The sequence below is a fragment of the Vibrio artabrorum genome (assembly GCF_024347295.1).
GTDB classification, from domain to species: Bacteria; Pseudomonadota; Gammaproteobacteria; order Enterobacterales; family Vibrionaceae; genus Vibrio; species Vibrio artabrorum.
In genome coordinates, this window is the sequence record NZ_AP025458.1 from 418,517 (window position 1) to 445,440 (window position 26,924).

Sequence of the window (26,924 nt, forward strand, 5' to 3'; positions counted from 1 at the left end):
TTACTTATTAAACTGAGGTAAATAACGTCTGTTTTCTTCAAGAATGTCTTCAACGATCGCTTTCGCCTTGGGTACATTGACCACAGTGCGGTTTAAAGTGAGGGCGTTGATGAGTTTTTGCTTGCTACCTTCATACCAAGCGTCAACCACGAGCTTTTCGTAGCCGAGCTGGCTTTCAATCATGGCTTTTTGGAATGTTGGTATCTTACCGACGCTTAGAGCTTTCGGCCCACTGCTCGTTAGCAAGCTTGGGACTTCAACCATCGCGTCTTCTTGAATATTTGAGATAGCTCCGTTATTTGGAACAATGACTAGGTAGGTTTCGTACAAATTGTAAGCAAGAGATGCTGCGACTCGAACCATGTAACGACCATGAATATCAGCGTGTAGCTCTTCTTGAGCCGTGCTGTTGGCGGAAATGACGCGCTGGCAAAGGTCAAAGACACGTTTTTCTCGCCCATTAATGACCTGGCGTGCACGCGTATTGTTGATGTCCTCTTTCGCGGCCATTTTTTCAGGGTACAGATAGTACTGTAGGTAGGTGTTTGGTAGGTACTCTGGGTTGTCACGAAGCATCGTTTGCATGTTCTTAAACGTTGCTTGCCATGATGGGTCATTGACGATTTCAGAATCTACCGCTTTGATACCCTCATTAAGAATCACGTCCTTAATACGGTTTGTAAGATCTTTACCATGTCGGTTTTTAATGCCGGTAAACCAGCCGTAATGGTTGAGTCCGAAGTACTCAGGGACTAGATCCCAGATCTCGCAGCCAAGGATTTGAGCATAGCTGACCATAATAGCCGCAGGCATATCACAGATATTGAGGATCTTTTTATCTGTCGGGAATTCACGATTGAGAGCCTCTGCTACGATCGCTGCAGGATTTGTGTAGTTCAGGATCCATGCGTCTGGACACTGTTTTCGGATATCGTTGATGATTTCAATCATGTCACCGATTGAGCGAAGACCATAAGCCATGCCACCTGGACCACAGGTCTCTTGGCCAACACAACCGTGCGCAAGAGGGATTTGCTCATCACGCTCACGCATTTGTAAGCCGCCGCTACGGATTTGGATGAAGAAAAAGTCGCTATCTTTGAATGCTTCTTCTTTGTTTGTGGTGTAGTGAAACTCTTCTACTTCTGGGTAACGTTCTTTTAATAGGATCTTTGTCGCTTCGGCGTTAAGTGCCTGACGTTCTGCATCAGTATCATAAAAAGTGATCTTTTTTAGCGGAAATGTCTCTTTTTCAGCGATCAAACTCATGATCATACCGATAGTGTATGTGCTGCCAGCGCCTACGATAGTAAGGTTTTGTTTCTTCATTTCTGAACCTATTGGATGTCGATTAAGTACGTTAAATGTATTCTTTAAGTGGATACATTTAAAGTACATTTAAAAGCGCAAGTTCAAAAAACAACCCTAGATCACATAAATATATGCATTTATAGATTGGTAACGGCTATATGTACTCTTTGTTGAATCAAAAGTACTATTAATGTATTCTTTGGGGAAATTCAACGAGGCGATATCATGAGTAAACACCTCTACATTAGAGTTTCGGAAGTACTAGAACAAAGAATTGCCGATAAAACCTATCCTCGGGATTCGTTATTACCTACCGAACAAGAGCTGCAAGAAGAGTTTGGCGTAAGCCGAGCGACCATTAGAAACGCGATGAAGATGCTAGTTGAAAAAGACCTCGTCCATCGAGTGCGTGGTGATGGCACTTACATCAAATCGGTTAAGACGCAGCATGATGCATTGAGTCACTCTGGGTTTACGGAAGAAGTTGAGCTGCAGGGCGGTAAGGCTTCAACTCGTATACTTTCATTTCAACTTCAAGAAGCAGACGAATATGTGGCGCAAAAACTGGATGTCGTGGCAGGCGATCAAGTCTATTTCATTAAGCGTATTCGAATGATTAATGATGTGCCTGAGGTGTTAGAGCACAGCTATATGCCTTTTGCGTTGTTCCCAGACTTGTCTGTAGAAACGATTCAAAACTCGAAATACCAATATATCGAGCATAAACTTGGTCATAAAATCAAACACAGCCGAGAAAAAGTGTACGCAGAAGGTATATCTGCAGAGGATTCAAAGCCTTTGAAGCTGAAAAGCGGTACTCCAACATTGTGTGTAGAAACGATTGGTGTACTTGAAGATGGTACTATCTTTGACTTTGCCATTAATCGATTTAGTTTGAAGCAGTATTCTTTCGAATATACATCTCCACGAAGTAAAATTATTCAGCAGTAATAACCGTTTTAATGTAGTGGCTGAGTGATTTTGGCCACTCGAATTGAAGTGATCTGTACCATCAATACCGGACACTAAGCGAGGTGATTTTCCATACCTTTTAATAAGTCATGCTTTGCTTAATTAGCTATCTTGCTAAAACGGAAGTGTCCAGAGACTTGATGGCGGGGTATGAAACACGAAAATGCCCCAAACCGTTTTAGAGAGCACCTTCTTTTCGATAAGACAGGTTAATGGGCTTAGATTTGATTCACCTTAATAACCCGCATATTATTGACTACCAAGGATAAAATCAGTCGAGTAAATTATGGATTTTGGAAAATATAAAGAAACAAGGCATCTCAAGCCTCTCCAAATACCTAATAAGGAACAACTACTTCTCGATGTGTCCAACATTGAAGACAGCTTCACAGGAAGGTCTGACGCTAGTATTGCAAACACCTTCATCTTTGAAGCAAGTCATCTGATTGTTAATGCTCTTGCTTTGTTCGAACTGGGATATTTTGATTGTGCGTTCTACTCTCTGCGTCAGTCATTAGAAGCCGCAATGACGATGATGTATCTCTATGATTCCGAGGAAGATGTTAGAAAAAAAGAGCTAGAGAAATGGAGAACCGAACAACATTTTCCAATGTATGCAGGTATGACTAAATACTTGGAATCGAATGAGAGCGAATTTAAGGATATCAAAAGCAAACTTTCAGCATTTTTTGAAGAAACAGAGAAAGTTAAAAAGCGTCTCAATAAGTACGTCCACAAACAGGGCTTTGATAAGTTATACGCTAGTAGAAATAACCCATTAAGTCGAATCAAAGGCAAGTTTGATGATGTCGAGTTTATTAATGAATTTGACGGATATGTTGTGAGCTGTATTGGAACTGTAGCAGTAATGAGGTTAGCGATAGATCCAATGCCTGTGCTACTCAACGATGAAGAGATCTACGCTAGAACTGGCGACACAATTACTTATCCATACTCTGATGAGTTTATTGAAAAATACATCGGTTTTGATGCAATTGAGAAGTACAAGCGAACATCAATGTATACACAGCACTACGACAATTTTATGCAAGAAGAGAAGCAAAATGAAGCCGTAAGCTGTGTGATCAAAGACAAGTTTGTTGATGTAAGAAGAGCAGATGAAATTCTAAATCAAGGTCATCTTTTGCCACAAGCTGCATTACTAGGTGTTATTGCTCTCGAAAATATTGAGAGTGTAACCAAGTTTTATACTTGCGGAGGATTTATGATGTACTTCTCAAATAGAGATTCGCTCAGACAGAAGCTTGAGTGGGACTCTCGGCAATTTAATAATTTTCTGGAAACAAATCCTAGCACTAATCAACCATTTGATGAGGTGTTCATATCAGCATTCAAGCTACCAGAAGGTGAGATTTTCCTTGAGCATAATCAAGAAATTACGGCAAACGACATTTACAATATTGAACATATTATCGGCTCATTTGAGAATGATCCGCACCAAAAGTTTTGGACACTGAGTTAAGTGAGTACAATCACTAACGAGGTGAACAATGACAACTAAGAAAATACGAATCAAACATGCTCCTGAATTTAAAGCTGAAGCACTTAAGTTAGCAGAGAAAGTGGGGGTCGCTGCGGCTGCACGGCAGCTATCGTTATATGAATCCCAGATCTATGGATGGCGTAAAGCCGTCAAAAAAGACGCGAAAGTCAGTGATAGAGAAAGAGAGCTCGCCACCGAAAATGCCAAACTCAAACGATTATTGGCAGAGCAAGCTGAAGAGCTAGATATCGTAAAAAAGGCCGCCACCTACTTCGCGAAAAATCTAAAGTAGATTGCTATGAGTTTATGCTCAAACACCTTATGCAATATAGGATTGTCCGTATGGCTAAGGTGTTTGGGGTTTCTCGAAGTGGGTTTTATTACTGGATTGATAATCGCAATAAAGTCACTCAACGAAACGAGCACCGCAAGCAACTTGATATCAAAGTTCGCGAAGTCTTTGATGATAAAAAGGAACGTGATGGTGCAAGGCGTATTCAAAAAGAACTTGAAGAAAATGGTAATAAGCACGATGTAAAAACCATCGCCGCGAGCATGAAGCGTCAGGGACTCGTTGCGAAGGCCGCCCGTAAGTTCAAAAGCACGACAGACAGTAAGCATAGGCTTCCCGTTGCCCCGAACTTGCTTGACCAAGACTTTAATGCGACAGCCCCAAATCAAAAATGGGCTGGAGATATCACCTATCTCGCGACTAGCGAAGGCTGGATGTATTTAGCTGTTATTATCGACCTGTATTCACGGCAAGTCGTTGGTTGGTCAATGAGTACAAGAATGACCGCAACTCTTGTCTGTGATGCGCTATCAATGGCTTTGTTCCGCAGAGGCATGCCAGAAGGAATGATTATCCATAGTGATAGAGGCAGCCAATATTGCTCAAAAGACTACCGAGACTTAATCGCAGCTCATAATTTAAAACAAAGTATGAGTAGGAAGGGAAATTGCTGGGATAACGCCTGTGTTGAAAGCTTTTTCCACACAATGAAAGTAGAAGCCATCCAATACGAGCCGATAATGACGCGAGAAGAGATGCGCCAAGCGCTTTTTGAATATATCGAAGTTGATTATAATCGAACAAGAAGGCACAGTGCTCTTGGGTATCTAAGCCCAGTTAACTTTGAAAAACAATATGTCGCTTAATGCGGTGTCCAGTCTGACTGGAGCAGATCATGGGACTTTATTACTCGTGTACAAGATAATAGAAAGCCCATCTCGTGATGGGCTTTTTGTGTCTGTAGCTTAAAGCAGTGGCGTCATTAAGCGCTCAGTGCTTGCTCTAGGTCAGCCAAGATATCGTCAATGTGTTCAATACCTACTGAGAGGCGAATCATCTCTGGTGATACACCGGCTTGTTTTTGTTCAGCTTCGCTTAGTTGACGGTGTGTCGTCGAAGCAGGGTGACAAGCGAGAGATTTCGCATCACCAATGTTGACCAAGCGTTTGAAGATTTGCAGTGCATCGTAAAAACGAACCCCGGCTTCGTAACCATCTTTTAAGCCAAAAGATAAAATCGCAGATGGTTTACCCTGCATGTACTTTTCGGCGAGTGGGTAGAATTCTGAATCAGGTAGGCCAGCGTAACTCACCCAACTGACTTTCTCGTGTTGCTTAAGGTATTCCGCTACTTTCAAGGCGTTCTCTGTGTGTCGCTCCATACGCAGCGATAGCGTCTCCAAACCTTGCATCAGCATGAAAGCATTCATGGGTGACAGTGCAGCACCTGTATTGCGTAGGGGAACGGTTCTAGCACGACCAATAAACGCAGCCTCACCAAAGGCCTCGGTATACACCACACCATGGTAAGAAGGCTCTGGCTGATTAAATACAGGGAAGCGGTCCTTGTGCTGTGCCCATGGGAATTTGCCTGAATCGACAATCACGCCACCTAACGTTGTACCGTGACCACCCACGTATTTGGTTAGTGAATGCACCACGATGTCGGCCCCAAAATCGATAGGTTTACACAGCACGGGTGTGGCCACCGTGTTATCGACAATCACAGGCACACCTTGTGCGTGAGCAAGTTCTGCAACACGCTCTAAGTCGATAATATTACCTGCTGGGTTACCAATACTTTCACAGTAAACCGCCTTGGTTTTTTCATCGATCAGCGCTGCTAAGCTTTCTGGTTTGTCATCTTTAGCAAAGCGAACTTCAATCCCTTGGTTTGGCAGCATGTGAGCAAATAGAGTGTAAGTACCGCCGTAAAGCTGAGGTGTTGAAACTATGTTGTCACCGATTTGAGCCAATGTTTGAATCGCATAGTTGATTGCTGCACTGCCCGCACTCACGACCAAACCAGCAATCCCACCTTCTAAGGCAGCCATACGTTTTTCTAGCACATCATTGGTTGGGTTCATTATGCGAGTGTAGATATTACCTGGTACCGCAAGGTTGAAGAGGTCAGCACCGTGTTGTGCATCATCGAATTCGTAAGCAACGGTTTGGTAGATTGGTGTGGCAACCGATTTGGTTGTTGGATCAGTTTCGTAACCGAAGTGAATCGAGAGTGTTTCGTCTTTCATGAGTCTTCCCTGAACGATTGAATAGTCTGTGTACTTTTATATTGCCGATTTTTTTATAAAAGAAAAGCATCTTTAGTCAAATAGAGGGAACTCGATGAGAGAGTCAGATCGTTGATCGAGAAGGTGCAGAGCTAGAAAAGCAAAAAGCCAGAGCAGTGTAAACTGTTCTGGCTTTTCTAATTTGGTGGCCCCTCCCAGATTTGAACTGGGGACCGAACGATTATGAGTCGTGCGCTCTAACCACTGAGCTAAGGGGCCGTAGGGCATAGATTATAGGGGAAGCGTTCAATGGTGTCTAGACACTATAGGGGCCAATTCCGCTTACATCTTAGCCACTTAAATCATGCAGGCACAAAAAAGGTGAGCCAACGCTCACCTTTTATTCTGCATGCTTAAATATTAACCCGCATTCAAGCGTGTGATTACTCGTCTAGGAAGCTACGCAGAGTTTCTGAGCGGCTTGGGTGACGAAGTTTACGCAATGCTTTTGCTTCAATCTGACGGATACGTTCACGAGTTACGTCGAACTGCTTACCCACTTCTTCAAGAGTGTGGTCAGTGTTCATGTCGATACCGAAACGCATACGCAGTACTTTAGCTTCACGAGGAGTCAGGCCAGCAAGAACGTCTTTAGTTGCACCACGTAGGCTGGTGGCCGTTGCAGAGTCTAAAGGAAGCTCGAGAGTGGTATCCTCGATGAAATCACCTAGGTGCGAATCTTCGTCGTCACCGATTGGTGTCTCCATTGAGATTGGCTCTTTAGCGATTTTCAGTACTTTACGGATCTTATCTTCCGGCATTTGCATGCGTTCAGCCAGTTCTTCCGGAAGTGGTTCACGGCCCATCTCTTGTAGCATTTGACGAGAGATACGGTTTAGTTTGTTGATCGTTTCGATCATGTGAACCGGGATACGGATAGTACGAGCTTGGTCGGCAATTGAACGAGTGATTGCTTGACGGATCCACCACGTAGCGTAAGTCGAGAACTTGTAACCACGACGGTATTCAAACTTATCTACGGCTTTCATCAGACCAATGTTACCTTCTTGGATGAGATCCAAGAATTGTAAACCACGGTTTGTGTACTTTTTAGCAATCGAGATTACTAGACGTAAGTTCGCTTCAACCATCTCTTTCTTCGCACGACGAGCTTTCGCTTCACCGATAGACATACGACGGCTAATATCTTTGATGCTTTGAACTGTCAGAGACGTTTCACGTTCGATCATATCCAGTTTTTGGATAGAACGGCGAATGTCGTGCTCGTTACGTTTGATTTTTTCTACGTATGGCTTGTCTGAAGCAAGCACTTCATCCAACCACGCTTCGCTTGATTCGTTGCCTGTAAATAGGGCAATGAATGATTTCTTCGGCATTTTAGCGTACTCAACCGTTTGACGCATGATCAGGCGTTCTTGAGTACGTACACGATCCATTGAAGTGCGAAGTTCATTGACTAGGTAATCAAACTGTTTTGGTGTTAGACGGAACTCTTTGAATACGTCTTGCATCATTGTTGTTGCAATCGTGGCTTTCGGGCTTTCGTGGCCGTATTCATTGATCGCTAGCTGACGGTTTTGGTAGCTGGTGCGAAGTGCTGTAAACTTCTCTAGAGCAAGCTCAGGATCAATACCTGTATCTTCTTCTTCCGCTTCCTCGTCGTCTTCCGCTTCTTCTTCGTCTTCGTCGTCTAGATCTGTTTCAGCCAGTTCTGAACCGATGTGTGTTGCCGTTGGTGCAGCCGTGCCATCGTCGTCTGGGTCAACAAAGCCATTAATTAGGTCGGTTAAGCGAATTTCTTCTGCTTGTACGCGATCAAACTGTTCCAGAATGTATGGAATGGTACCTGGGTACTCAGCCACAGAGAGTTGAACAGTATTGATGCCATCTTCAATGCGTTTAGCAATATCGATCTCGCCTTCACGAGTCAGTAGCTCAACGGTACCCATTTCACGCATATACATACGAACAGGGTCAGTAGTTCGGCCAATTTCGCTCTCTACGCTGGAAAGCGCAGCAGCAGCAGCTTCAGCTGCATCTTCATCTATATTGGCATCGTCATCATTCAGCGCAAGATCATCAGCATCAGGCGCAGTTTCAACTACCTTGATACCCATGTCGTTAATCATTTGAATGATGTCTTCTACCTGTTCAGAATCCACGATTTCTGCAGGTAGGTGGTCGTTTACTTCGGCGTAGGTCAGATAGCCTTGTTCCTTGCCTTTAATAACAAGTAATTTTAGCTGTGACTGCGGATTTTGATCCATAGATGATATCCAACTTCAGGTCTGGTGAAGGATGTTGCATTCTCAAATGCAAACCAATTATGTTAACAAATTTATTAAATGCTGACTAATCAAACAGGGTTACGCTTTTAGATCTCGCATTAAAGCGAGTAGCTCCCTTTTTTCTTCGGCTGATAAACCGACACTTCTTGCTTTGGCCTGCAGGTTTTCAATTTGTTTTTCAACGCACTGGGCAAGGATATTGTCCAATGAATCTAAAAATATGTCTTCTTGGTTGTCTTCGTCGAGGGGGATTTCCCAGCTCGCAAGACGAGACAGAAGAGCCTCATGTTTATTTTCTCGCCAATGTTCTAATAATTGGCCTGTGCTGATATGGGGATTCACTCGGCAGATATCAAGTACTTCGACGAATAAACTTAATCCAGGTAGTGGTAACCCCTTAATGCTTGATAAATCCGGTATCATATCAGCATAGCTCGGATTTTGGATAAGCAAAGCAATAACCTCACGCATTGGCGTGCGCTTAAGCTCTTTATGCGGTTGAGGTGCCGGGTTCTTTGTGTGAACGCGAGCACGTCTCAATTGATTATCAAATCCAGTCCGCTCATCGAGCAGTTTTTCGAGCAGCTCTTGGAAGTAAACGTCTGGGATTTTGTTAATCAAAGCGCTGGCGTGTGCACGCAGTGCTGATTTCCCTTCCGTTGTTCCTAAGTTTAGTTTATGCAGTTCGATGAGGTTATCAAACAAGTAAGTCGAGAGCGGCGTCGCATTTTGCACGAGTTGTTCAAACGCGCTTTTGCCGTGTTCTCTTATATAACTATCAGGGTCTTCGCCATCCGGCAAAAATAGAAACTTTAATGTATTACCTGTTTTTAGAAACTCTAATGCGTTTTCTAATGCACGCCACGCTGCCTCTTTACCCGCTCGGTCACCGTCATAACAACAAACCACGGTGTTGGTTTGTCGGAACAACAATTGAACGTGATCACCCGTGGTTGAGGTGCCCAGTGACGCGACAGAGTAATCGACACCGTATTGTGCCAGAGCAACGACATCCATGTAACCTTCAACCACAAGTATCTGAGGCGGTTCACGGTAGGCTTGCATCACTTCATAAAGACCGTAAAGCTCTTTGCCTTTATGAAAGATAGGGGTTTCTGGTGAGTTGAGATATTTCGGTGTGCCGTCTTCTAATACACGACCGCCAAATCCAATCACTCGGCCACGGCGATCACGAATTGGAAACATCACGCGGCCACGGAATCGATCGTATCGGTTGCCTTTATCGTTCTCGATTAACATGCCACCAGTAACCAGCATGTCTTGGGCTTCTTTTTGTTGCCCAAAGTTTTTACGAACAAGGTCCCACTCGTCGGCCACGTAACCAATACCAAACTTCTGGACGATTTCGCCAGAGAGCCCACGATTCTTTAGGTACTCAATCGCTGGTTTGTTGCTTGATATCTTAAGTTGTGAGCGATAAAAGTTGCTGATGCCGCCCATTAAGTCATAGAGATTACGTTTTTGTTCGCTGTTGGCTCTGGGTGTTGTCGATATTTCACCGCTGCGTTGCTCTCTTGGGACCTCTAACCCTAGAAATGAAGCAAGTTCTTCAATCGCTTCCACGAAATCGAGGCGTTCGAACTCCATCATGAAGTCGATAGCATTGCCGTGCACGCCACAGCCAAAGCAGTGATAAAACTGTTTTTCTTGGCTTACGCTGAAAGAGGGGGTTTTCTCGTTGTGAAATGGGCAACAAGCACCGTAGTTTTTGCCTTTTTTCTTAAGTTTCACGCGTGCGTCCACAATATCGACAATGTCGAGACGCGCTAGGAGATCATCGATGAAACTACGCGGGATGTGTCCTGCCATAAAACCTTAGAAAAATACACTAACTGGGAGTGTGGGTAATAATAGTTTGAATGGGTTACAGATACAAACAAGCCGTGCGTTCCGAAGGATTGCACGGCTTGTTGCAATTTGATTTGGGATTAAGCGAGTTTAGAACGAACTAAACCACTAACTTTCCCCATATCTGCACGCCCTTGAATTTGTGGTTTCAAGATAGCCATTACTTTACCCATGTCTTGCATGCCCGCAGGTTGAGCTTCAGAAATTGCGCTATCAAGTAGTGCAATGACTTCTGCTTCCGTTAGCGGTTGAGGCATAAAGCCTTCAAGTACCGTAATTTCTGCTTTTTCCACGTCAGCAAGATCTTGACGATTTGCTGATTCATATTGAGCAACAGAATCGCGACGTTGCTTAACCATTTTAACTAATACAGCAAGAATGTCGTCGTCGTTCAGAGTGATCCGTTCGTCAACTTCACGTTGCTTGATTGCTGAAAGAGCTAAGCGGATAGTGCCAAGGCGCGGTTTGTCCTTGGCTTTCATCGCTAATTTTTGCTCTTCTTTGAGTTGTTCAATAAGAGCCATAACTCAGTCCTTATGGATTAAGTTATTAGTACAGGCGAACGCGACGTGCGTTTTCGCGAGCTAGCTTCTTAGCGTGACGCTTTTGAGCTGCTGCTTTAGCGCGTTTGCGAACTGTAGTTGGCTTTTCGTAATGCTCACGACGACGCACTTCAGAAAGGATACCTGCTTTTTCACAAGAGCGCTTGAAACGACGTAGTGCAACGTCGAACGGTTCGTTTTCACGTACTTTAACTATTGGCATATGCCTTTCACCTCAGGGGTTATTCATTATCGCTGGTCATTCAGTACCAAATCAGAGAAGTTACCCATCGAGCTAACTCTCTATTCGCGTTTGGCCATTAACCAGCTTGATCAAAAATGGTGCGGAATTTTAATCCGATCACAGTGGCTTTGTAAAGCACTTTGTCGATTATAGTCTGTACAATATTTGTTTGAAGCGCTTAGGCAGGGTAATATTGCGTTAATTTCCCATTTTAGACGAAAGCGTGCCGAGAAAATTATGCGCATTATTGGTATTGAAACCTCTTGTGATGAAACAGGAATCGCGATTTATGATGATGAGCAAGGGCTGCTTTCTCATCAATTATATAGCCAAGTAAAGCTGCACGCCGATTACGGTGGTGTGGTGCCTGAGCTAGCTTCGCGTGACCACGTGAAAAAAACAATTCCTCTGATTAAAGCGGCATTAGCGGAAGCGAATCTGACCTCGAAAGGCATTGATGGTGTGGCTTACACCGCTGGCCCGGGGTTGGTGGGTGCACTGCTTGTAGGTGCAACGATTGGTCGTAGTATTGCTTATGCGTGGGGCGTGCCTGCTGTGCCTGTTCACCATATGGAAGGTCACCTGCTTGCGCCAATGTTAGAAGATAACCCACCTCCATTCCCATTTGTGGCTCTGCTGGTTTCTGGCGGCCATACCATGATGGTCGAAGTGAAAGGTATTGGTGAATACCGAATCCTTGGTGAGTCGATTGATGATGCCGCGGGTGAAGCGTTTGATAAAACCGCGAAACTGATGGGCTTAGATTACCCTGGTGGTCCACTGCTATCTCGCTTGGCAGAAAAAGGCACTCCGGGTCGTTTTAAGTTCCCGCGCCCAATGACCGATCGTCCGGGTTTAGATATGAGCTTTTCTGGTCTGAAGACGTTCGCAGCGAATACCATTCGCGACAACGATAATGATGACCAAACGCGTGCTGATATCGCCTACGCGTTCCAAGAAGCGGTTTGTGCAACCTTAGTCATCAAGTGTAAACGCGCCTTGGTAGAAACGGGCATGAAACGTATAGTGATTGCTGGCGGTGTAAGTGCCAACAAACAACTGCGTGTTGAGCTTGAAGCTCTTGCCAAGAAAATCGGTGGTGAGGTGTACTACCCACGCACAGAATTCTGTACAGATAATGGTGCGATGATCGCTTATGCGGGTATGCAGCGCTTGAAGAATGGCGAAACAGCGGATTTATCCGTTCACGCCACACCGCGTTGGCCCATTGACCAACTAGAGCCAATTGCGTAATTGGCTATAGTGTTTCGATAAACGGTCGCTTGGTGCGGCCGTTTTTATATATTGTTGCTTTATCAGCTTAACGATGTTCGTAGATAGATATTAGGGAAGAAAATGAATCACTTTACTGTAGATAATCAGTCAATGACCTACCTCGATGAAGGTCAAGGTCCAGTTGTTGTATTCGGTCACAGCTATCTTTGGGATAGTGCGATGTGGAAGCCACAGATCGAAGCATTAAAGACTCAGTATCGCTGTATTGTTCCAGAGCTTTGGTCACATGGTGAATCTCAATCGGCACCCACTTCGATGCGTAACTTGAAAGATTATGCTCAGCACGTTTTGGCTCTGCTTGATCATTTAGAGATCGAAGACTTCTCAGTGGTTGGACTATCGGTTGGCGGTATGTGGGGGGCTGAGTTAGCAGAATTAGCTCCCGCCCGCATTAAGTCATTAGTACTGATGGATACTTTCGTTGGTCTCGAACCAGAAGTGGCTCATACGAAATACTTCAGTATGTTGGATACCATCACTCAAACCAAGACGGTTCCTCAACCAATTGTTGAAGCGGTTGTGCCATTGTTCTTCGCGAATGATGCTCAAACTCAGACTCCGGCTTTAGTCGAAGGTTTTACTCAGCAGTTGTCACAACTTGAGGGGGAGAGAGCTGAAGAGGTGGCGCGCATCGGTCGCATGGTCTTTGGTCGTCGAGACATGATTGAAGCGATAGAGAGTTTTGCATTGCCCGTTTTGATAGCGGTAGGACAAGAAGATAAACCACGTCCGGCACTGGAGTCATACTTAATGCATGATTGCATAACAGGCAGTGAATTGGTGGTGATTCCAGGGGCTGGTCATATTAGCTCGTTAGAGCAACCCGAGTTTGTGAACACCATGCTGAAGACGTTTTTAGATAAACATCTGCTGTAAGCACTTAAAGAGCGAATAGTATTGATCAATCAGATTGACGTCGATTCAAACGCATCTCGGTTTAAAATGTTCGGCTTAAGCATCAACGTTTAAGCCGATTTTTTTTGTCCGAGTTTTGGTTCACTGCCATCAAGTAGTCGACGGATATTTTGATGATGGCGTAGCACAATCAAACAACACAACATGGCAACGGGCAGAGTATATTGTGGTTTGACGAGCCAAGCGTAAAACGGAGCAAGGAGCACGGTAACCAGTGCGGCTAGAGAAGAGTAACGAAATAGAAACGCCACAATCAACCAAGTTGCCATGAGCATACCGGTTAAGTCGAACCCAATTGGGGCGATGGCTCCGAGAGCGGTTGCCACGCCTTTCCCCCCTTTGAAGTGGAAGAATATCGGATACATATGCCCTAGACACGCGGCAATGGCGACAACCCCTAAAATGATTGGAGCGATATTGAGATAATAGCCAAGCCATACAGGAATGGTGCCTTTAAGCATGTCACACAACAATACAGAAGCCGCTGCGCCTTTACCGCCGACACGCAGAACATTGGTGGCGCCAGGGTTATTCGAACCCACCGTTCTCGGGTCAGGAAGTCTTAAGATTCGGCATATCAAGACCGCACTAGAGATTGAACCTAGCAAATAGGCTGCAATGATCATGATTAGTGCCAATGGGGTCATGTCTTTCCTTAAACGGTTATAAGCCTAACGATGGGAAAATAATGCTCAATCCAAGAGTAATTGATATCATATCTCGAATTACGCAAATAATACGTTTTTTTCCCCAATATGGGTATCCGACCTCTAAAAGGACAAGTCATGGCGCTGGATAAAGTTTTCATTGAACAGCTAGAAGTAATTACAACGATCGGTGTTTACGATTGGGAACAAGAGATTAAACAAAAACTGGTGCTTGATATTGAAATGGCTCATGACAATCGCCCTGCGGGCAAAAGTGATGACGTGGTCGATGCGTTGGATTACTCAACGGTGAGTACTGCCGTGCTTGACCATATTGCGAATGGCCGATTCTTATTGGTTGAACGTGTGGCAGAAGAAGTCGCGGAATTGATCATGACTCAGTTCTCTGTGCCTTGGATTAAAATCCGCTTGGCAAAACCGGGCGCAGTACCACAAGCGAAAGCGGTAGGCGTGATCATTGAACGAGGTCAAGCATGACAATAGCCTATGTTGGTGTTGGCACGAACATAGACCGCGACAAGCATGCAAGGGTGGCATGGACAGAGCTTCAATCGTTAGGGATTAACCTCAAATGCTCTAAAATCTATCACTGTGAGCCTGTGGGGTTTATAAGCTACCCGTTTTATAACTTTGTCATAGAACTCGATACCTCACTCTCACTGACTGAATTTTCCCAGCAGCTGCGTAACATTGAGTTTAAATGGGGTCGCTCTCAAGATGCACATAAACTCCAAGATCGAACGCTCGATCTTGATGTGGTGTTGTTTGGAGAGGTGGTGTCTGAACGTGATCCAGAACTGCCTCGCAGTGATATATTTAAATATCCTTTTGTAACACAACCACTTTATGATCTCTGTCCAGCGAGAGTGATCCCGCAGGACGGAAGAACCGTGGATGAAATATGGCAGAAGATGCAATCATTAGACTCGCTCTCTGTCGTAGATATAAAACTATAATTTTTAAGGTGAGTCATGAGTTATTTTGAAGCGTTTATGCTGGCGTTGGTGCAAGGCTTTACTGAATTTCTACCTATCTCCAGCTCAGCACACTTAATTCTACCTTCTGCTGTTTTAGGTTGGGAAGACCAAGGCTTGGCTTTTGATGTTGCGGTTCATGTTGGTACTTTAGCTGCTGTGATCATCTATTTCCGCACAGAAGTGGTGTCTCTTCTGAGCGCTTTCTTTGGTTCGGTATTTAAGGGCGATCGCAGTAAAGAAGCGAAGCTGGCGTGGATGATCATTCTCGCGACGATTCCTGCGTGTATCTTTGGTTTGTTGATGAAAGATATTGTTGAGCTTTACTTACGTAGTGCGTGGGTGATTGCGACGACAACGATTATCTTTGGTCTCTTGCTTTGGTGGGTGGATAAGAACTCAAGCTTGCGTGATGACGAATATCAAGCGGGTTGGAAAAAGGCGCTGTTTATTGGCCTTGCTCAAGCCATGGCGATCATTCCGGGTACGTCTCGTTCTGGTGCCACCATTACCGCCGCGCTTTATCTGGGTTTCACTCGTGAAGCCGCCGCTCGATTCTCTTTTCTCATGTCTATTCCTATCATCATGTTAGCAGGGGGTTACTTAGGTCTGAAGCTAGTAACCAGTGGTGATCCTGTTCATGTGGGCACCTTAATCACGGGGATCGTGGTATCTTTCATTAGTGCTTATATCTGTATTCACTTCTTTTTGAAGCTTATCTCACGTATGGGTATGACACCGTTTGTTATCTACCGTCTGATCCTTGGTTGTGGTCTGTTTGCTTTCTTGATGATGCAGTAACCGTGATGACGTAATTAAATGCTGTTACGTAGACCAATTGTTCGTCCTACCGATTGAAACGGAAAAACCCGCTTAGTGGCGGGTTTTTTAATGCATGATAATCAGCGTTATGAAGATCAATGCGTTGCGAGTTCTGATAGCGCTTTTTCAATGACGACAGCTCTACGTTGCTCTTGTTCTTCTCGAATATCTTTACCTTGAAAACCATCGGCTATGATCGCTTTCACCTCGACTTGAAGCGCTGCTTGGTAAGCGACTTCAAAACGCGCTTTTTGAGGGTAAGGCAGATCTTCTAACCCTTTTCGGCCGGCGTGGTCAGCTTGGCAGCAAAGCAGTATATCGTTGAGCCTATCTGGCTTACGCCAAACATCGAACTTGTTGAGAATCTTGAGAAAAGTGGTTGGCTTGAGCTCTTCTGCACGATGGATATTAGAATGCTGCTCGCACACTAATAGCGCTAGATCTCTAAACTCATTGGGGATTCTGACTCGTTCACATAGCTTTTTGATGATATTAACACCGGTGTGGCAGTGCATTTTGTGGCTCGGCCATTCACTTTCTGGCGTGACGCCCTTACCTAAATCGTGCACTTGAGCGGCAAAGCGTACTGGCAGCGATGGACTTAAGCGTGCGGCTTGTTGAGCAACCATCAACGTGTGAATGCCCGTGTCGACTTCAGGGTGCCATTTCTCAGGTTGAGGGACGCCAAAGAGAGCGTCAATTTCGGGTAATACAACCGCTAATGCCCCACATTCTCTCAGTACGGAGAGGAATACTTCTGGGTGTGGTGTACTCAGCGACTTATGCCACTCTTGCCAAACTCGTTCGGCGGTAAGATGTGTCAGCTCACCGGATTGGACTATCTCACTCATCATATCCATGGTTTCAGGGGCAACCGTGAAGTTGAGATGGTGAAGTTTGGCAGCGAAGCGAGCCACACGCAGTACGCGAAGAGGGTCTTCAACAAAAGCGTCCGAAACGTGTCTTAAAACACGATCGGAGAGATCTTGCTGGCCATGGTAAGGATCGTAAAGTTGACCTTTATCATCTTGAGCGATGGCGTTAATGGTCAGATCTCGGCGCATCAGGTCTTCTTCCAAACTGACGTCTGGAGCAAAGTAACACTCGAAGCCGGTATAACCGGAACCGGATTTTCTCTCAGTGCGAGCCAGTGCGTGTTCTTCTTTGGTTTTTGGGTGTAGGAATACGGGGAAATCTTTGCCCACCGCAGTAAAACCAAGGTTTTCCATCTCTTGAGGGGAACTCCCCACCACGACCCAATCTCTATCATAACTGTCGATATTGAGCAGCTTATCTCGTACTGCTCCACCGACGAGATAGCGCTGTAGCACTCGCTCTTGTGGGCGGCCATCGAATATTTGCAACGTATCACCTCGAAATGTTTTATCACTGCTGGACTTTACTGCAAGCAATGGTACTTTCCATTAACCGTAATTATAGGGCAGCACATGTATAAGGAATATTTTGGCTTCGTTGAGATGCCATTTTCGATTGTACCAAATTCTCGCTATTTGTTTTTGAGTCAGCGTCATCAAGAAGCGATGCAGAACTTACAAGCCGGTTTAGGCGAGGGTGGGGGCTTCGCTATGCTCACTGGTGAGGTCGGTACAGGAAAAACAACGGTCGCTAAAGCGATGTTGTCATCACTCGATAGCCAGACTCAAGCAGGCCTTATACTTAACCCGACCTTTTCTAATGCGGATTTACTGGAAGCTATCTGCGATGAATTTGAGGTCGAGTACCCAGAGCAGGCATCGTTAAAACAGCTCAGTCAGGCCATTCATCACTTCCTGCTTGATAGCCATGCCGAAGGTATCCAAACTCTATTGGTGATAGATGAGGCTCAACATCTCGCAGCCGATGTGTTGGAGCAGTTGCGCCTTCTCACTAACTTAGAAACGGACAGTCGTAAGTTGCTAAAAGTACTGTTGGTCGGCCAACCTGAATTACAACAGCACTTACAAACCACGCAGTTACGTCAGCTAGCGCAGCGTATTACTGGTCGCTATCACTTGCTGCCACTCAATATGGAAGAGACCGGCAAGTACATCGCGTTTCGTTTGGAAACCGCGGGTGGCGAGCAGATGTTATTTTCAAATCGTTCTATCAAGCTGATCGCTCAATATACCCATGGTATTCCAAGGCTGATTAACCTGGTATGTGACAAAGCGCTTCAACTCTCTTTTCATGATGGTGAGCTGACTCCTTCGAATGAAACCGTGAACCGAGCTTGTCAGCTGATCATGGCTTTTCAGGCCGATGTCTATCATGTTGAGAAAGTTCGTCGCGTCCATGTCGCCTCTAAATTATTCCAATATGCAGCCATAGCCACACTAAGTGTTGGCTTTGCGATAGCGACCTTTAACATCGCCCCATCATACATCGCGTCATGGTTAGCGACTCAGACTTCAAACGAAGTAAAAAATGAAGTGTTGGCAGGCTCTCAGCGAACTGTGGTAGCAGAGAGTGCTAGGTTAACCGCTGAACCGAAGGTTTCAAAGTTTGCATTACCACAAGATATTCAACAGCATTTGATGCAGGGAACCCATCGCTCTCTCGCTATCAAGGACTTGTATACCCTTTGGGGTTATCAATCTTCACTACGTGATGACTTATGTTTAAGTGAGCCGCAAAGTGTGTTTGTGTGTCAGCAACATCGCTCCAATTTGACGTCGTTATTGGCGTTGGGGGTGCCGGTAGTGCTTCATTTAGAGATAGAGCAAGAATCCGTGTTTGCGGTGCTTTATGGTGCATCTGAAGCGTCTGTCGAGCTACTGGTTAACGAAAAGCTGTTGGTGATGCCGAAGCAATCCTTAGAGAAAATCTGGCAAGGCGATTATGTTGCCATTTGGAAGCAGCCGTTAAGAGAGACCCTTAAAGAGGGCTATCAAGGTGAGGCGGTTGCTATGCTTGACTTGCTACTTTCAGAAGTTTTGGGTGAAGTGGTGTCGGGTAGTGATGTGTTTGATCGCGAGCTCAAAATGAAAGTCGAGGCGTTTCAAACTTGGCAAGGTATGTCTGTTGATGGCATCGCAGGTCAGCGCACCTTAGCAAGATTGCAAAGGTTAGCTCAACTCGACTCGCCGAAGTTGATGTCACTAGAAGGAGGCGAAAGCTAATGTCACGTATTATGCATGAGCTTAAACGGTCGTCTACCAAGCTGTCATCGGTTAATCAATCCAGCTTCAAAGGCTATCAGAACCATCATATGCCTAGTTTAGAGCGAGGAGTTGGCAATAAACGAAGTTCGTCGCGAGCGATAGGGCTGCTCATCATTTTTGTTCCTTCTTTGTTAGTGGGTGGCGCTCTGGTGTATCAATCGTACAGTCAACAACAGGCACACTTAGCTAAGCAACCCATCAATACGGTAATGGCCGAGCTTGAACCTCAAATTGTTGAGGTTGAGGATGTCGCACAGACGAAAGCGACAGCGCTGGCATCGGCGGAGAATAACACGCTGTTTGCTGTTCGTGTCGCTCCGACAAACAAGGCATTAAAAGCATTACCTCGCCAAGGGGTGTATGCGCGGGTTGAATTTGAGACGAAAAGTAACCAGCTTGCTGTTGGGCCATCAGTCACAAGGGCTAATACCCGTGAGACACTTAAAACGACTGTGAGTGCAGCTCCCAAACCGGCTCAGCCAACCGTTCAGCCAAGTGCGAGTGATAAGGGGGCTCAACCATCAGTGGACCATGATTTGTTGCAGGGGCTCGATCTGAGTCAATTCTCACCTGATCTGGCATTGAAGCTCGAGTCCATGATGGGAAAGCAACAAAGCGCACCCGAACCGATGGACTCAAGACCTGCCGGACAGGCGGAGTCACAGGTCATAGAGCTGGAGTCTCATCGCGATAGCTTATCGGGTGTTCTGCCTAAATTAGATCTGCAAACTCATATGTATTCGAGTAGTGAAGCTAAGCGTTGGGTAAAAGTAAATGGCCATGAAGTGACGCAAGGAGATTGGATTGAACAAGGTATACGGTTGCTAGAGATCAAGCCACAGTCGGTGATCATAGAATTTAATCAACAGAAGATAGAAATCCCAGCGTTGTACGAATGGCAAGGCTAGTGAGTTCTAAAGGCATCAAAATGACTGACAAATAAAAAGGAGCACCGAGGTGCTCCTTTTTGATGTTCGATACTGAGTTTACGGTACCGGATACCAGCGCTAAGTTACGCCCAACCGTTTGGTGACTTTCTGCGACGAGGCATGATGTGCGGCAGAACAAGGCCAAGAAGTAGACCAATACCCGCTACACCCCCACCGTACATGAAGTACTTCAACAGTAAGTCGTCTTTTTGTGTGTCTAGCTTCGCACGCAGCTCACGGTTTTCTGTTTGAGAGCTCGTCAGCTGTTGATTGATTTTGCTGTAGTTTTGTTCAAGCTCAGCAATTTGCGTGTTACGAGAGTCTAGAGACTTCGCTAGGCCGGCTTTTTCACTGTCAGCATTTTGGCGAGCGTTTGCTAGCTTGTCTTTTACTTCAGCCAGCTCTTTCTCTAGCTTAGGCATGCGTAATGCCATGCTCTCTTTAGTGCTGACAAACTTACTTTCAACCCAACCTTTACGACCACGGTTGTCTTGGATTTGAGTGTAACCCGTGCTTTTATTGGTTTGCAGGTAGGTGATCTTCTCACCTGCATCAACACTTCCTATAATACGGAACGTATTGTTTGGACCTGAATGCATGTAAGTAAATAGTTTGTCTGCAATATAACGGTCTTGTGCAAAGGCCGCTGGAGCCGCAAGCATTGCAAACAAAACGAAGCTAATCAGTTTTTTCACAGTAAATCCCTTAACGATTTGAATTGGGTAGGCGTATGAGTCAGCCTCAATCAACAAATAATATTTAGTTTCTTAATGCGGTGCAACAAAGAAGGGAGGCAAAGCCTCCCTTTCTGTGTATTTGAGTCAATAATGACATGTTATTTACAAAGCATTATTGAAACTCACGCTATTCTGACGCAATTATTTACGAGCGAAGTCGCGATTACATGCTAAACATCGCCTGAATTGCGTAGAAGAATACAACAGCAAGTAGTGCGCCAGCGGGTAACGTCACAATCCATGATGCAACGATATTACGCACAACACCCAAGTTGAGTGCTGCGATACCACGTGCAAAACCTACGCCTAATACCGCACCAACCAGTGTTTGCGTCGTTGAGATTGGAAGGCCAGTACCCGAAGCCAGTACAACGGTACATGCTGTCGCAAGCTGAGCGGCAAAGCCACGGCTTGGTGTGAGCTCTGTAATTCCAGTTCCTACCGTTGCCATCACTTTATGGCCCATGGTCGCGAGACCCACAACGATACCAACCCCACCAAGTGGAAGAATCCACCATGCGATAGTGCTTTTACCTGTAATCTCACCCATATGTTCAACGGTTGAAACAACTGCTGATAGTGGACCTATCGCATTTGCTACGTCGTTTGAACCGTGGGCAAAAGCCATCGCACAAGCGGTAATAACCATGAGCACACTGAAGATACCTTCTACGCCAGTAAAGCCGTGATCTTCTTCGCGGTGAGCAAATTTCTTCTGAATGTATAAGTAGCCACCAACCATGACGACGGCAGATATGCCTGCAGCCCACATCCACGCTTCAGTACCGCTTAGGTGAAGACCAACGTGTTTAAGACCTTTCTTGATCGTAACAAGTGCAATGACCATGGTCGTAATGAACATGTACACAGGCACAAAGCGCTTAGCGTTAAACAACGGATTTTCAGTATCGAATATCAGTCGCTGAGCACTGACAAAAATGAGATAGGCGAAAATGCCGGAAATCAACGGTGTGATAATCCAACTTCCCACAATACCTTGAACGCTGTTCCAATCTACGGCTTCCGTTCCTACTGACACACAGGCGAAACCGATGATTGCACCGATGATTGAGTGAGTGGTTGATACTGGCCAACCCATGTATGAAGCCAGAAGTAGCCACGTACCAGCTGCGAGTAGTGCAGACATCATGCCGTACACAAGTACATCAGGTTGGTGCGCAAACAGAGATGTTTCGATAACACCTTTACGGATCGTGTCTGTTACTTCGCCGCCCGCAAGGTAAGCCCCTGCGAATTCAAAGATCATTGCAATAATGATCGCTTGTTTTACGGTTAGAGCTTTAGAGCCTACTGAGGTGCCCATTGCGTTCGCAACGTCATTTGCACCAATACCAATAGCCATCAAGAAACCGAAAGCTGCTGCAACAATAATCAGGACAGTGCCGTAGTTAGCAAGGATATCCATCGTAATACCTAGTTGTTTGATAACAAGCGGAACAAATTTAGACGCAAAAAACCGCTCAGCGAGAGAAATACTCAACGCTCAAGTGGTTTGGTTAAAAAATGCTCTTCGTTATTTGGTTAACGTATGATTTAAGATCGAGAAAGCATTACTTCAAGACGAGCGCCTACACGCTGCGCTTGATCTGCAATACCACCGACCCATTCAAGAATTTTGTATAAGAACATGATATCAACGGGATTCATATCGAATTCAATTGCCATTAACTGTTGGCGTAATTCGATTTGCATCGCGTCGGTGTCATCTTCAATAACGTCTAATTGATGAATCATTTCAGCAACGAGTGTTACTTCACGGCCTTTAAAGCCCGTTTCAAGCAATTCGTCTAATTCATTGATTACGCTTTGTGCTTGGTTCGCTGCATCTAGACAACGTTTTACGTAAGCGATGAAGTTCTGTTGCATTGGAGCAGGAATGACAAGTTGACGACCATATACACGGCCTGCAATGTCTTTCGCTAGGTTTGCGAGTTTGTCTTGTTGTGTTAATAGCTCCAACATATCGGTGCGATCAACGGGCATAAACAAACCACGAGGAAGTTTAAGGCGAATTTCACGTTTTAGTACGTCAGCTTCTTTCTCAAGGTGAGAAATTTGAGCTCGAATTTCTGATGCTTTTTCCCAGTCACCTTTCGAAGAAACTTCAAAAAAGTTAACTAAGTGAGAACAACATTCGTTCACGCATACTACGTGACGCTGCAAAGGTTTAATTGGGGACTTTGCAAATAACCCCATAATTGTATTTACTGGCATGGTCATCCAACCTAATAAATAATAACCTTAAAACAACATACACCATATTCACGGTGAAATGTTAAGCGATGGCTACAAAGTCGCGCATGTTAACCTAATCAATGTCTCATTAAAACTGTTTTAGATCATCATAAGGGCGATATTTCTGACTTGCTGACTTTTCAAATTGGCAATATCCTGTCCCTATCTTCACAGAAAGGTATAACTATGGAAACCGAGATAGAACTGAAGTTTTTTGTTTCTCCTGATTTTTCAGAGACATTACGCAATAAAATTGCTGAAACTAAAGTACTTCAGCACAGTTGTCGAGCGCTAGGTAACATCTACTTTGACACTCCTGACAACTGGCTACGCAAGCACGATATTGGTTTGCGCATTCGACGCTTTGATGACGTATTTGTACAAACTGCAAAAACCGCAGGTCGTGTGGTTGCAGGCCTGCATCAAAGGCCTGAATACAATGCTGAGCATGATAGCAACGAACCTAAGTTATCGTTACACCCTGAAGACATTTGGCCTAACGGTAAAGACATTGAAACGTTGCAAGCTGAGCTTACCCCTCTATTTTCTACTAATTTTACTCGTGAGCAGTGGTTGATTGGTATGCCTGATGGCAGTCAAGTCGAGGTCGCGTTTGACCAAGGTTTTGTTGAATCAGGCGAACGTCAAGACCCTATTTGTGAGGTTGAGTTAGAACTTAAATCTGGCCAAACGGATGCGTTGTTTACGCTTTCTCGACTATTCTGTGAACAAGGCGGCATGCGTTTAGGGAACCTTAGTAAAGCGGCTAAGGGTTATCGCCTTGCTCAAGGTTACCAAGGCGATGAAGTGATGCCTTTGACCTTAGTGGATACGAGCAAAAGTGATACTGTTGAATCGTGCTTCATTCAATCTCTAGAGCATGCTCTCGCTCATTGGCATTATCACGAACAGATTTTCTCTGAGCGTCAATCGATTGAGGCATTATATGAGATCAGTCATTCGCTGAGCTTTATTCGACAAACCTTTACCATTTATGGCGGCATTGTGCCACGCAGAGCGAGTGCTATCTTACGTCAAGAGTTGAAGTGGCTTGAGCAGGAGCTCGATTGGCTTAAGAGCTATGATCACTTGGAATATTTGCTTGAAGATAAAGGCCATGTGCTGCGTAAGTTGGACGCGCGCAAGTTTTTGGTTGCCGAACTGAAAGAGATGCAAGAACAACTCCCTGATCGTGAGGCGTTGCTCACCTTGTTGAGTTCTGCCCGTTATACCGGTTTATTGTTAGATCTCAGTCGTTGGATTTTATCTCGAGGTTGGCAGCCGTTCTTAGACGATAAAGCTCGTGAACAAATGGCGCGTGGTATTGAATGGTTTTCGGTACAACAATTAGAGCGAACATGGGCGGATTTAATCGAAGCTTTCCCACCTGAACGCGTAATGACAAGTCAAGCCTATATCGATCAGCAATATCGTTTAATGCGAAACCTCTATTCTGGGGTTGGTTTTGCGAGCTTATACGATGATGGCGAGCGTAACAGCTTCCGTTTGCCATGGGACGATCTTGTTCAGGGTATCGATGACTTACTGGCGTTGAGAACACTTGCCCCATTAACGGATAAGTTGGAAGGCAGTGAGAAAGATCAATTGGAGCGTTGGTTAGCTCGTCAGGAAGTGTCGATCTTGCATGCAATGGAACAGACACGTCAAATTAGTGTGGAAGTTGAGCCATATTGGCAAGATTAAGACCAACACGACGATGAATAATAAAATGGGGCTACGGCCCTATTTTTTTGTTTGTTGTTCGAGTTTCTCTAATCGTTTTAGGATCTGTTGTTGTTGTTCTATGATTTTTTCAAGATGCTTCTCTTTGCTTTCCGCTCGTTGATTTTCATGACGAGTTGGGGAGGTAATCAAAGATGTAATTAGGCCTGAAATCATACCAAAAATACCGACACCACAAACAATAATCAGAGAGGCGACCAGTTTCCCTGAACTGGTCACTGGATAATGATCACCATACCCCACCGTGCTTATCGTGACGAAGGCCCACCATAAAGCATCTTGCCCTGTTGTAATGTTGGCATTGGGATCTTGGTGCTCTAAAAGCAGTATGGTCCCTGCGCCTAACGTAAGGAGCATCACCAATAGCAGAATAATTGAGGCGAGAGTGGTCTCTTTTCGGTTACGGAATAACTCTCTGAACACGCGTTTTCCTGAACGAAGAACAAGAATGACACGCAGAATCTGAAAAATGCGAGCGAAACGAAGCGGTTCGACCATGGGGATGCTTGCCAAGAAATCGATCCAGTGTACTTTCAAATATTCTTTCTTATTTTGTGATCTGAATAGATCTATTGTGAGCTGAAAAAGAAAAACACTACAGATTATAAAGTCGAGGCCGACAAGAACTTGTTTTGATTCTTTATCAATCGGTGCAAACAATAAGCCTGAGATCACAAATAACGCTAAGAAAGAAAGAATCAGTGATAATAAGCTCATTGGCTGTAGGGTATTTTTGATATTATTTAACATTCATACGAGGCTCGAAATAAATTGCGAATGTTGACTGATATAGTCACCTCGCAGATATACAAGCCTTCAATATATAAGAATTAGTGGAGAACTGACAATGACTAAACTGTCATTCAAGTGGTGGGAAAGGATTATCTCTGACATTCGTCTCGTTCCAAAAATGATTATGCTGATGATATTCAGCACTGTGTTGATCATTTCAAAGCAGTTATGGGATGCAAGTATGTTTTATGATTCATTACTTGCGGTCACAAACAATGCACAAGTCGCACAACAACACTATGAGACTTACTTAGTTGAAGTGGTTTGGCAGACAACCTTAATGATCATCGTTTTTGTGGTTCTCCTACTTGCGGCAGCTCGTGTGATGCTGCGTCAAACTCAATACCTTAGCGATGCGATAAAAACCATGGCCGACAAAAACTTATCGGTGCCGATTCAAATGGATTGTAAAGATGAATACGGCGATGTGGCACGCGAGCTTGAAAAAACTCGAGTTCAATTGAACGACATGATCAAAACTCAAGTGGCCTCTTCTGATGAGTTATTCGCTTTAACAGAAGTGATGACCATCAGCATGTCTGAAACCAAAGACTCGACTCAGGAAGAATTCAATGAGATCGACCAACTGGCGACAGCGATGAGTGAGATGACTTCTACGGTATTAACGGTTGCTGAGCATGCACAAAGTGCCTCTTCGCTGACTGAACAGGCTTCAGGCCAAGCATTGACGGGCCAAAAATTCGTGCAAGGTTCGGTGTCTAAAATGAGCGAACTGTCTTCAGATATCGCCGCATCGGCCGCAGCGGTAAATCAAGTTGAAGAGCGTGTTGATTCGATTGGTAGTGTTGTCGGCACTATCCAAGGCATTTCAGAACAAACTAACTTATTGGCACTTAACGCAGCGATTGAAGCGGCGCGTGCGGGTGAGGCTGGTCGCGGTTTTGCTGTTGTTGCCGACGAGGTTCGTAACCTTGCTCAGCGAACTCAACAAGCGACGGTTGAGATTCAAGACATGATTAGCCACCTACAAACCAGCGCTAATTCGGCTGTCGAGTTGATGGAAAAGAGTGTGGTAGAAGCGGCGGAAGGTGTCGAGTTGGTGACCAATGCCGGCTCTGAATTGGATGGTATCGTAAGCCAGGTCAATCAGATAAATGATATGAATTTCCAAATCGCAACTGCAGCGGGTCAGCAGAGCAGTGTGGCTGAAGAGATGAGCGTTAACCTAACCAATGTTCGTGAGCTGGTTGAAGCTTCCGTGGTGGTGATTGGTGAGCTGCTCGATACTTCTCAGATCATGGAAAATAATGCACAAGAACTCGACGGCAAGATTAAGCAATTTAAGGTTTAATCATTGATTGGCCCTCGCCGTTATGCCCAAGACTTATGCATAGAGA

At 44.9% G+C, this 26,924-nt stretch carries 24 protein-coding genes and 1 tRNA gene; 12 read left to right on the forward strand and 13 right to left on the reverse strand.

Annotation, left to right across the window (positions count from 1 at the left end):
• Positions 1 to 1,329, reverse strand: coding sequence for a 6-phospho-alpha-glucosidase (locus OCU36_RS01950; protein ID WP_261838806.1), 1,329 nt, complete (start codon positions 1,327 to 1,329; stop codon positions 1 to 3).
• Between the two features lie 207 nt (positions 1,330 to 1,536).
• Here OCU36_RS01950 and OCU36_RS01955 point away from each other — a divergent pair, with 207 nt between their 5' ends.
• The 3 genes from OCU36_RS01955 (at position 1,537) to OCU36_RS01965 (ending at position 4,945) form a co-directional block, all read left to right on the forward strand.
• Positions 1,537 to 2,262: a GntR family transcriptional regulator gene (locus OCU36_RS01955; protein ID WP_261838807.1), complete on the forward strand. Its 726-nt coding sequence runs from the start codon at positions 1,537 to 1,539 to the stop codon at positions 2,260 to 2,262.
• A gap of 307 nt (positions 2,263 to 2,569) precedes the next feature.
• Complete coding sequence (locus OCU36_RS01960; protein WP_261838808.1) at positions 2,570 to 3,766, forward strand: hypothetical protein; 1,197 nt, start codon at positions 2,570 to 2,572, stop codon at positions 3,764 to 3,766.
• A gap of 28 nt (positions 3,767 to 3,794) precedes the next feature.
• A protein-coding gene (locus tag OCU36_RS01965; protein WP_261837465.1) for an IS3 family transposase occupies positions 3,795 to 4,945 on the forward strand; the annotation gives its coding sequence in 2 pieces (ribosomal slippage) (positions 3,795 to 4,038 and positions 4,038 to 4,945; 1,152 coding nt in all).
• Positions 4,946 to 5,061: 116 nt separating this feature from the next.
• Here the strand turns inward: OCU36_RS01965 and OCU36_RS01970 are convergent.
• The 6 genes from OCU36_RS01970 to rpsU all read right to left on the reverse strand — a co-directional run bounded on the left by OCU36_RS01970 (position 5,062) and on the right by rpsU (position 11,252).
• Positions 5,062 to 6,330, reverse strand: a complete 1,269-nt coding sequence (locus tag OCU36_RS01970; RefSeq protein ID WP_136973934.1) for an O-acetylhomoserine aminocarboxypropyltransferase/cysteine synthase family protein — start codon at positions 6,328 to 6,330, stop codon at positions 5,062 to 5,064.
• Positions 6,331 to 6,512: 182 nt separating this feature from the next.
• Positions 6,513 to 6,588: transfer RNA gene (locus tag OCU36_RS01975), tRNA-Ile, on the reverse strand.
• 164 nt (positions 6,589 to 6,752) lie between these two features.
• Positions 6,753 to 8,597 (reverse strand): RNA polymerase sigma factor RpoD, encoded by a 1,845-nt coding sequence (gene rpoD / locus OCU36_RS01980; RefSeq protein WP_261838809.1) that lies wholly within the window; start codon positions 8,595 to 8,597, stop codon positions 6,753 to 6,755.
• A gap of 99 nt (positions 8,598 to 8,696) precedes the next feature.
• Entirely contained in the window at positions 8,697 to 10,448 is a 1,752-nt protein-coding gene (gene dnaG / locus OCU36_RS01985; RefSeq protein WP_261838810.1) for a DNA primase, read from the reverse strand.
• 119 nt (positions 10,449 to 10,567) lie between these two features.
• Entirely contained in the window at positions 10,568 to 11,011 is a 444-nt protein-coding gene (locus tag OCU36_RS01990) for a GatB/YqeY domain-containing protein (protein ID WP_261838811.1), read from the reverse strand.
• 25 nt (positions 11,012 to 11,036) lie between these two features.
• The gene (gene rpsU / locus OCU36_RS01995; protein WP_004396009.1) at positions 11,037 to 11,252 is read right to left on the reverse strand and encodes a 30S ribosomal protein S21; all 216 of its coding nucleotides are present in this window, start codon (positions 11,250 to 11,252) and stop codon (positions 11,037 to 11,039) included.
• A gap of 258 nt (positions 11,253 to 11,510) precedes the next feature.
• On the opposite strand from rpsU, the gene tsaD reads away from it, so the two are divergent.
• Both tsaD and OCU36_RS02005 read left to right on the forward strand, forming a co-directional pair.
• Positions 11,511 to 12,527 carry a tRNA (adenosine(37)-N6)-threonylcarbamoyltransferase complex transferase subunit TsaD gene (gene tsaD, locus OCU36_RS02000; RefSeq protein ID WP_261838812.1) on the forward strand — a complete coding sequence of 339 codons (1,017 nt, stop codon included), beginning with the start codon at positions 11,511 to 11,513 and terminating at the stop codon, positions 12,525 to 12,527.
• Positions 12,528 to 12,629: 102 nt separating this feature from the next.
• Positions 12,630 to 13,445 carry an alpha/beta fold hydrolase gene (locus tag OCU36_RS02005; RefSeq protein WP_261838813.1) on the forward strand — a complete coding sequence of 272 codons (816 nt, stop codon included), beginning with the start codon at positions 12,630 to 12,632 and terminating at the stop codon, positions 13,443 to 13,445.
• Between the two features lie 89 nt (positions 13,446 to 13,534).
• Here the strand turns inward: OCU36_RS02005 and plsY are convergent, their stop codons facing one another.
• Positions 13,535 to 14,131, reverse strand: coding sequence for a glycerol-3-phosphate 1-O-acyltransferase PlsY (gene plsY / locus OCU36_RS02010; protein WP_261838814.1), 597 nt, complete (start codon positions 14,129 to 14,131; stop codon positions 13,535 to 13,537).
• A 138-nt stretch (positions 14,132 to 14,269) separates the two neighbouring features.
• On the opposite strand from plsY, the gene folB reads away from it, so the two are divergent.
• From folB to OCU36_RS02025, 3 genes are read left to right on the forward strand one after another with little or no spacing between them, the layout of a single operon-like run.
• Complete coding sequence (gene folB / locus OCU36_RS02015) at positions 14,270 to 14,629, forward strand: dihydroneopterin aldolase (protein ID WP_004735969.1); 360 nt, start codon at positions 14,270 to 14,272, stop codon at positions 14,627 to 14,629.
• Positions 14,626 to 15,108, forward strand: a complete 483-nt coding sequence (gene folK, locus OCU36_RS02020; RefSeq protein ID WP_261838815.1) for a 2-amino-4-hydroxy-6-hydroxymethyldihydropteridine diphosphokinase — start codon at positions 14,626 to 14,628, stop codon at positions 15,106 to 15,108. Before folB ends, folK begins: the two co-directional genes overlap by 4 nt.
• A 15-nt stretch (positions 15,109 to 15,123) precedes the next feature.
• Positions 15,124 to 15,927 carry an undecaprenyl-diphosphate phosphatase gene (locus tag OCU36_RS02025; RefSeq protein ID WP_261838816.1) on the forward strand — a complete coding sequence of 268 codons (804 nt, stop codon included), beginning with the start codon at positions 15,124 to 15,126 and terminating at the stop codon, positions 15,925 to 15,927.
• A gap of 116 nt (positions 15,928 to 16,043) precedes the next feature.
• Here the strand turns inward: OCU36_RS02025 and OCU36_RS02030 are convergent, their stop codons facing one another.
• Positions 16,044 to 17,360 carry a multifunctional CCA addition/repair protein gene (locus OCU36_RS02030; protein ID WP_261838817.1) on the reverse strand — a complete coding sequence of 439 codons (1,317 nt, stop codon included), beginning with the start codon at positions 17,358 to 17,360 and terminating at the stop codon, positions 16,044 to 16,046.
• Positions 17,361 to 17,396: 36 nt separating this feature from the next.
• Between OCU36_RS02030 and OCU36_RS02035 the strand changes: the two genes are divergently transcribed.
• Both OCU36_RS02035 and OCU36_RS02040 read left to right on the forward strand, forming a co-directional pair.
• Positions 17,397 to 19,067, forward strand: a complete 1,671-nt coding sequence (locus OCU36_RS02035; RefSeq protein WP_261838818.1) for an ExeA family protein — start codon at positions 17,397 to 17,399, stop codon at positions 19,065 to 19,067.
• A complete protein-coding gene (locus OCU36_RS02040; RefSeq protein ID WP_261838819.1) occupies positions 19,067 to 20,017 on the forward strand; it encodes a general secretion pathway protein GspB in 951 nt (316 codons plus the stop codon). Before OCU36_RS02035 ends, OCU36_RS02040 begins: the two co-directional genes overlap by 1 nt.
• Before the next feature lie 104 nt (positions 20,018 to 20,121).
• On the opposite strand, the gene OCU36_RS02045 is transcribed toward OCU36_RS02040, so the two are convergent.
• The 3 genes from OCU36_RS02045 to OCU36_RS02055 all read right to left on the reverse strand — a co-directional run bounded on the left by OCU36_RS02045 (position 20,122) and on the right by OCU36_RS02055 (position 23,010).
• Positions 20,122 to 20,733: a TIGR04211 family SH3 domain-containing protein gene (locus tag OCU36_RS02045; protein WP_261838820.1), complete on the reverse strand. Its 612-nt coding sequence runs from the start codon at positions 20,731 to 20,733 to the stop codon at positions 20,122 to 20,124.
• Positions 20,734 to 20,938: 205 nt separating this feature from the next.
• Positions 20,939 to 22,201, reverse strand: a complete 1,263-nt coding sequence (locus OCU36_RS02050) for an inorganic phosphate transporter (protein ID WP_261838821.1) — start codon at positions 22,199 to 22,201, stop codon at positions 20,939 to 20,941.
• Between the two features lie 128 nt (positions 22,202 to 22,329).
• Positions 22,330 to 23,010 (reverse strand): TIGR00153 family protein, encoded by a 681-nt coding sequence (locus OCU36_RS02055; RefSeq protein WP_261838822.1) that lies wholly within the window; start codon positions 23,008 to 23,010, stop codon positions 22,330 to 22,332.
• Between the two features lie 207 nt (positions 23,011 to 23,217).
• Here OCU36_RS02055 and OCU36_RS02060 point away from each other — a divergent pair, with 207 nt between their 5' ends.
• Positions 23,218 to 24,735: a CYTH and CHAD domain-containing protein gene (locus OCU36_RS02060; protein ID WP_261838823.1), complete on the forward strand. Its 1,518-nt coding sequence runs from the start codon at positions 23,218 to 23,220 to the stop codon at positions 24,733 to 24,735.
• A 39-nt stretch (positions 24,736 to 24,774) separates the two neighbouring features.
• Here the strand turns inward: OCU36_RS02060 and OCU36_RS02065 are convergent, their stop codons facing one another.
• Positions 24,775 to 25,524: a potassium channel family protein gene (locus OCU36_RS02065; protein WP_261838824.1), complete on the reverse strand. Its 750-nt coding sequence runs from the start codon at positions 25,522 to 25,524 to the stop codon at positions 24,775 to 24,777.
• A 97-nt stretch (positions 25,525 to 25,621) separates the two neighbouring features.
• Here OCU36_RS02065 and OCU36_RS02070 point away from each other — a divergent pair, with 97 nt between their 5' ends.
• Positions 25,622 to 26,878, forward strand: coding sequence for a methyl-accepting chemotaxis protein (locus OCU36_RS02070; protein ID WP_261838825.1), 1,257 nt, complete (start codon positions 25,622 to 25,624; stop codon positions 26,876 to 26,878).
• Positions 26,879 to 26,924 lie beyond the last annotated feature (46 nt).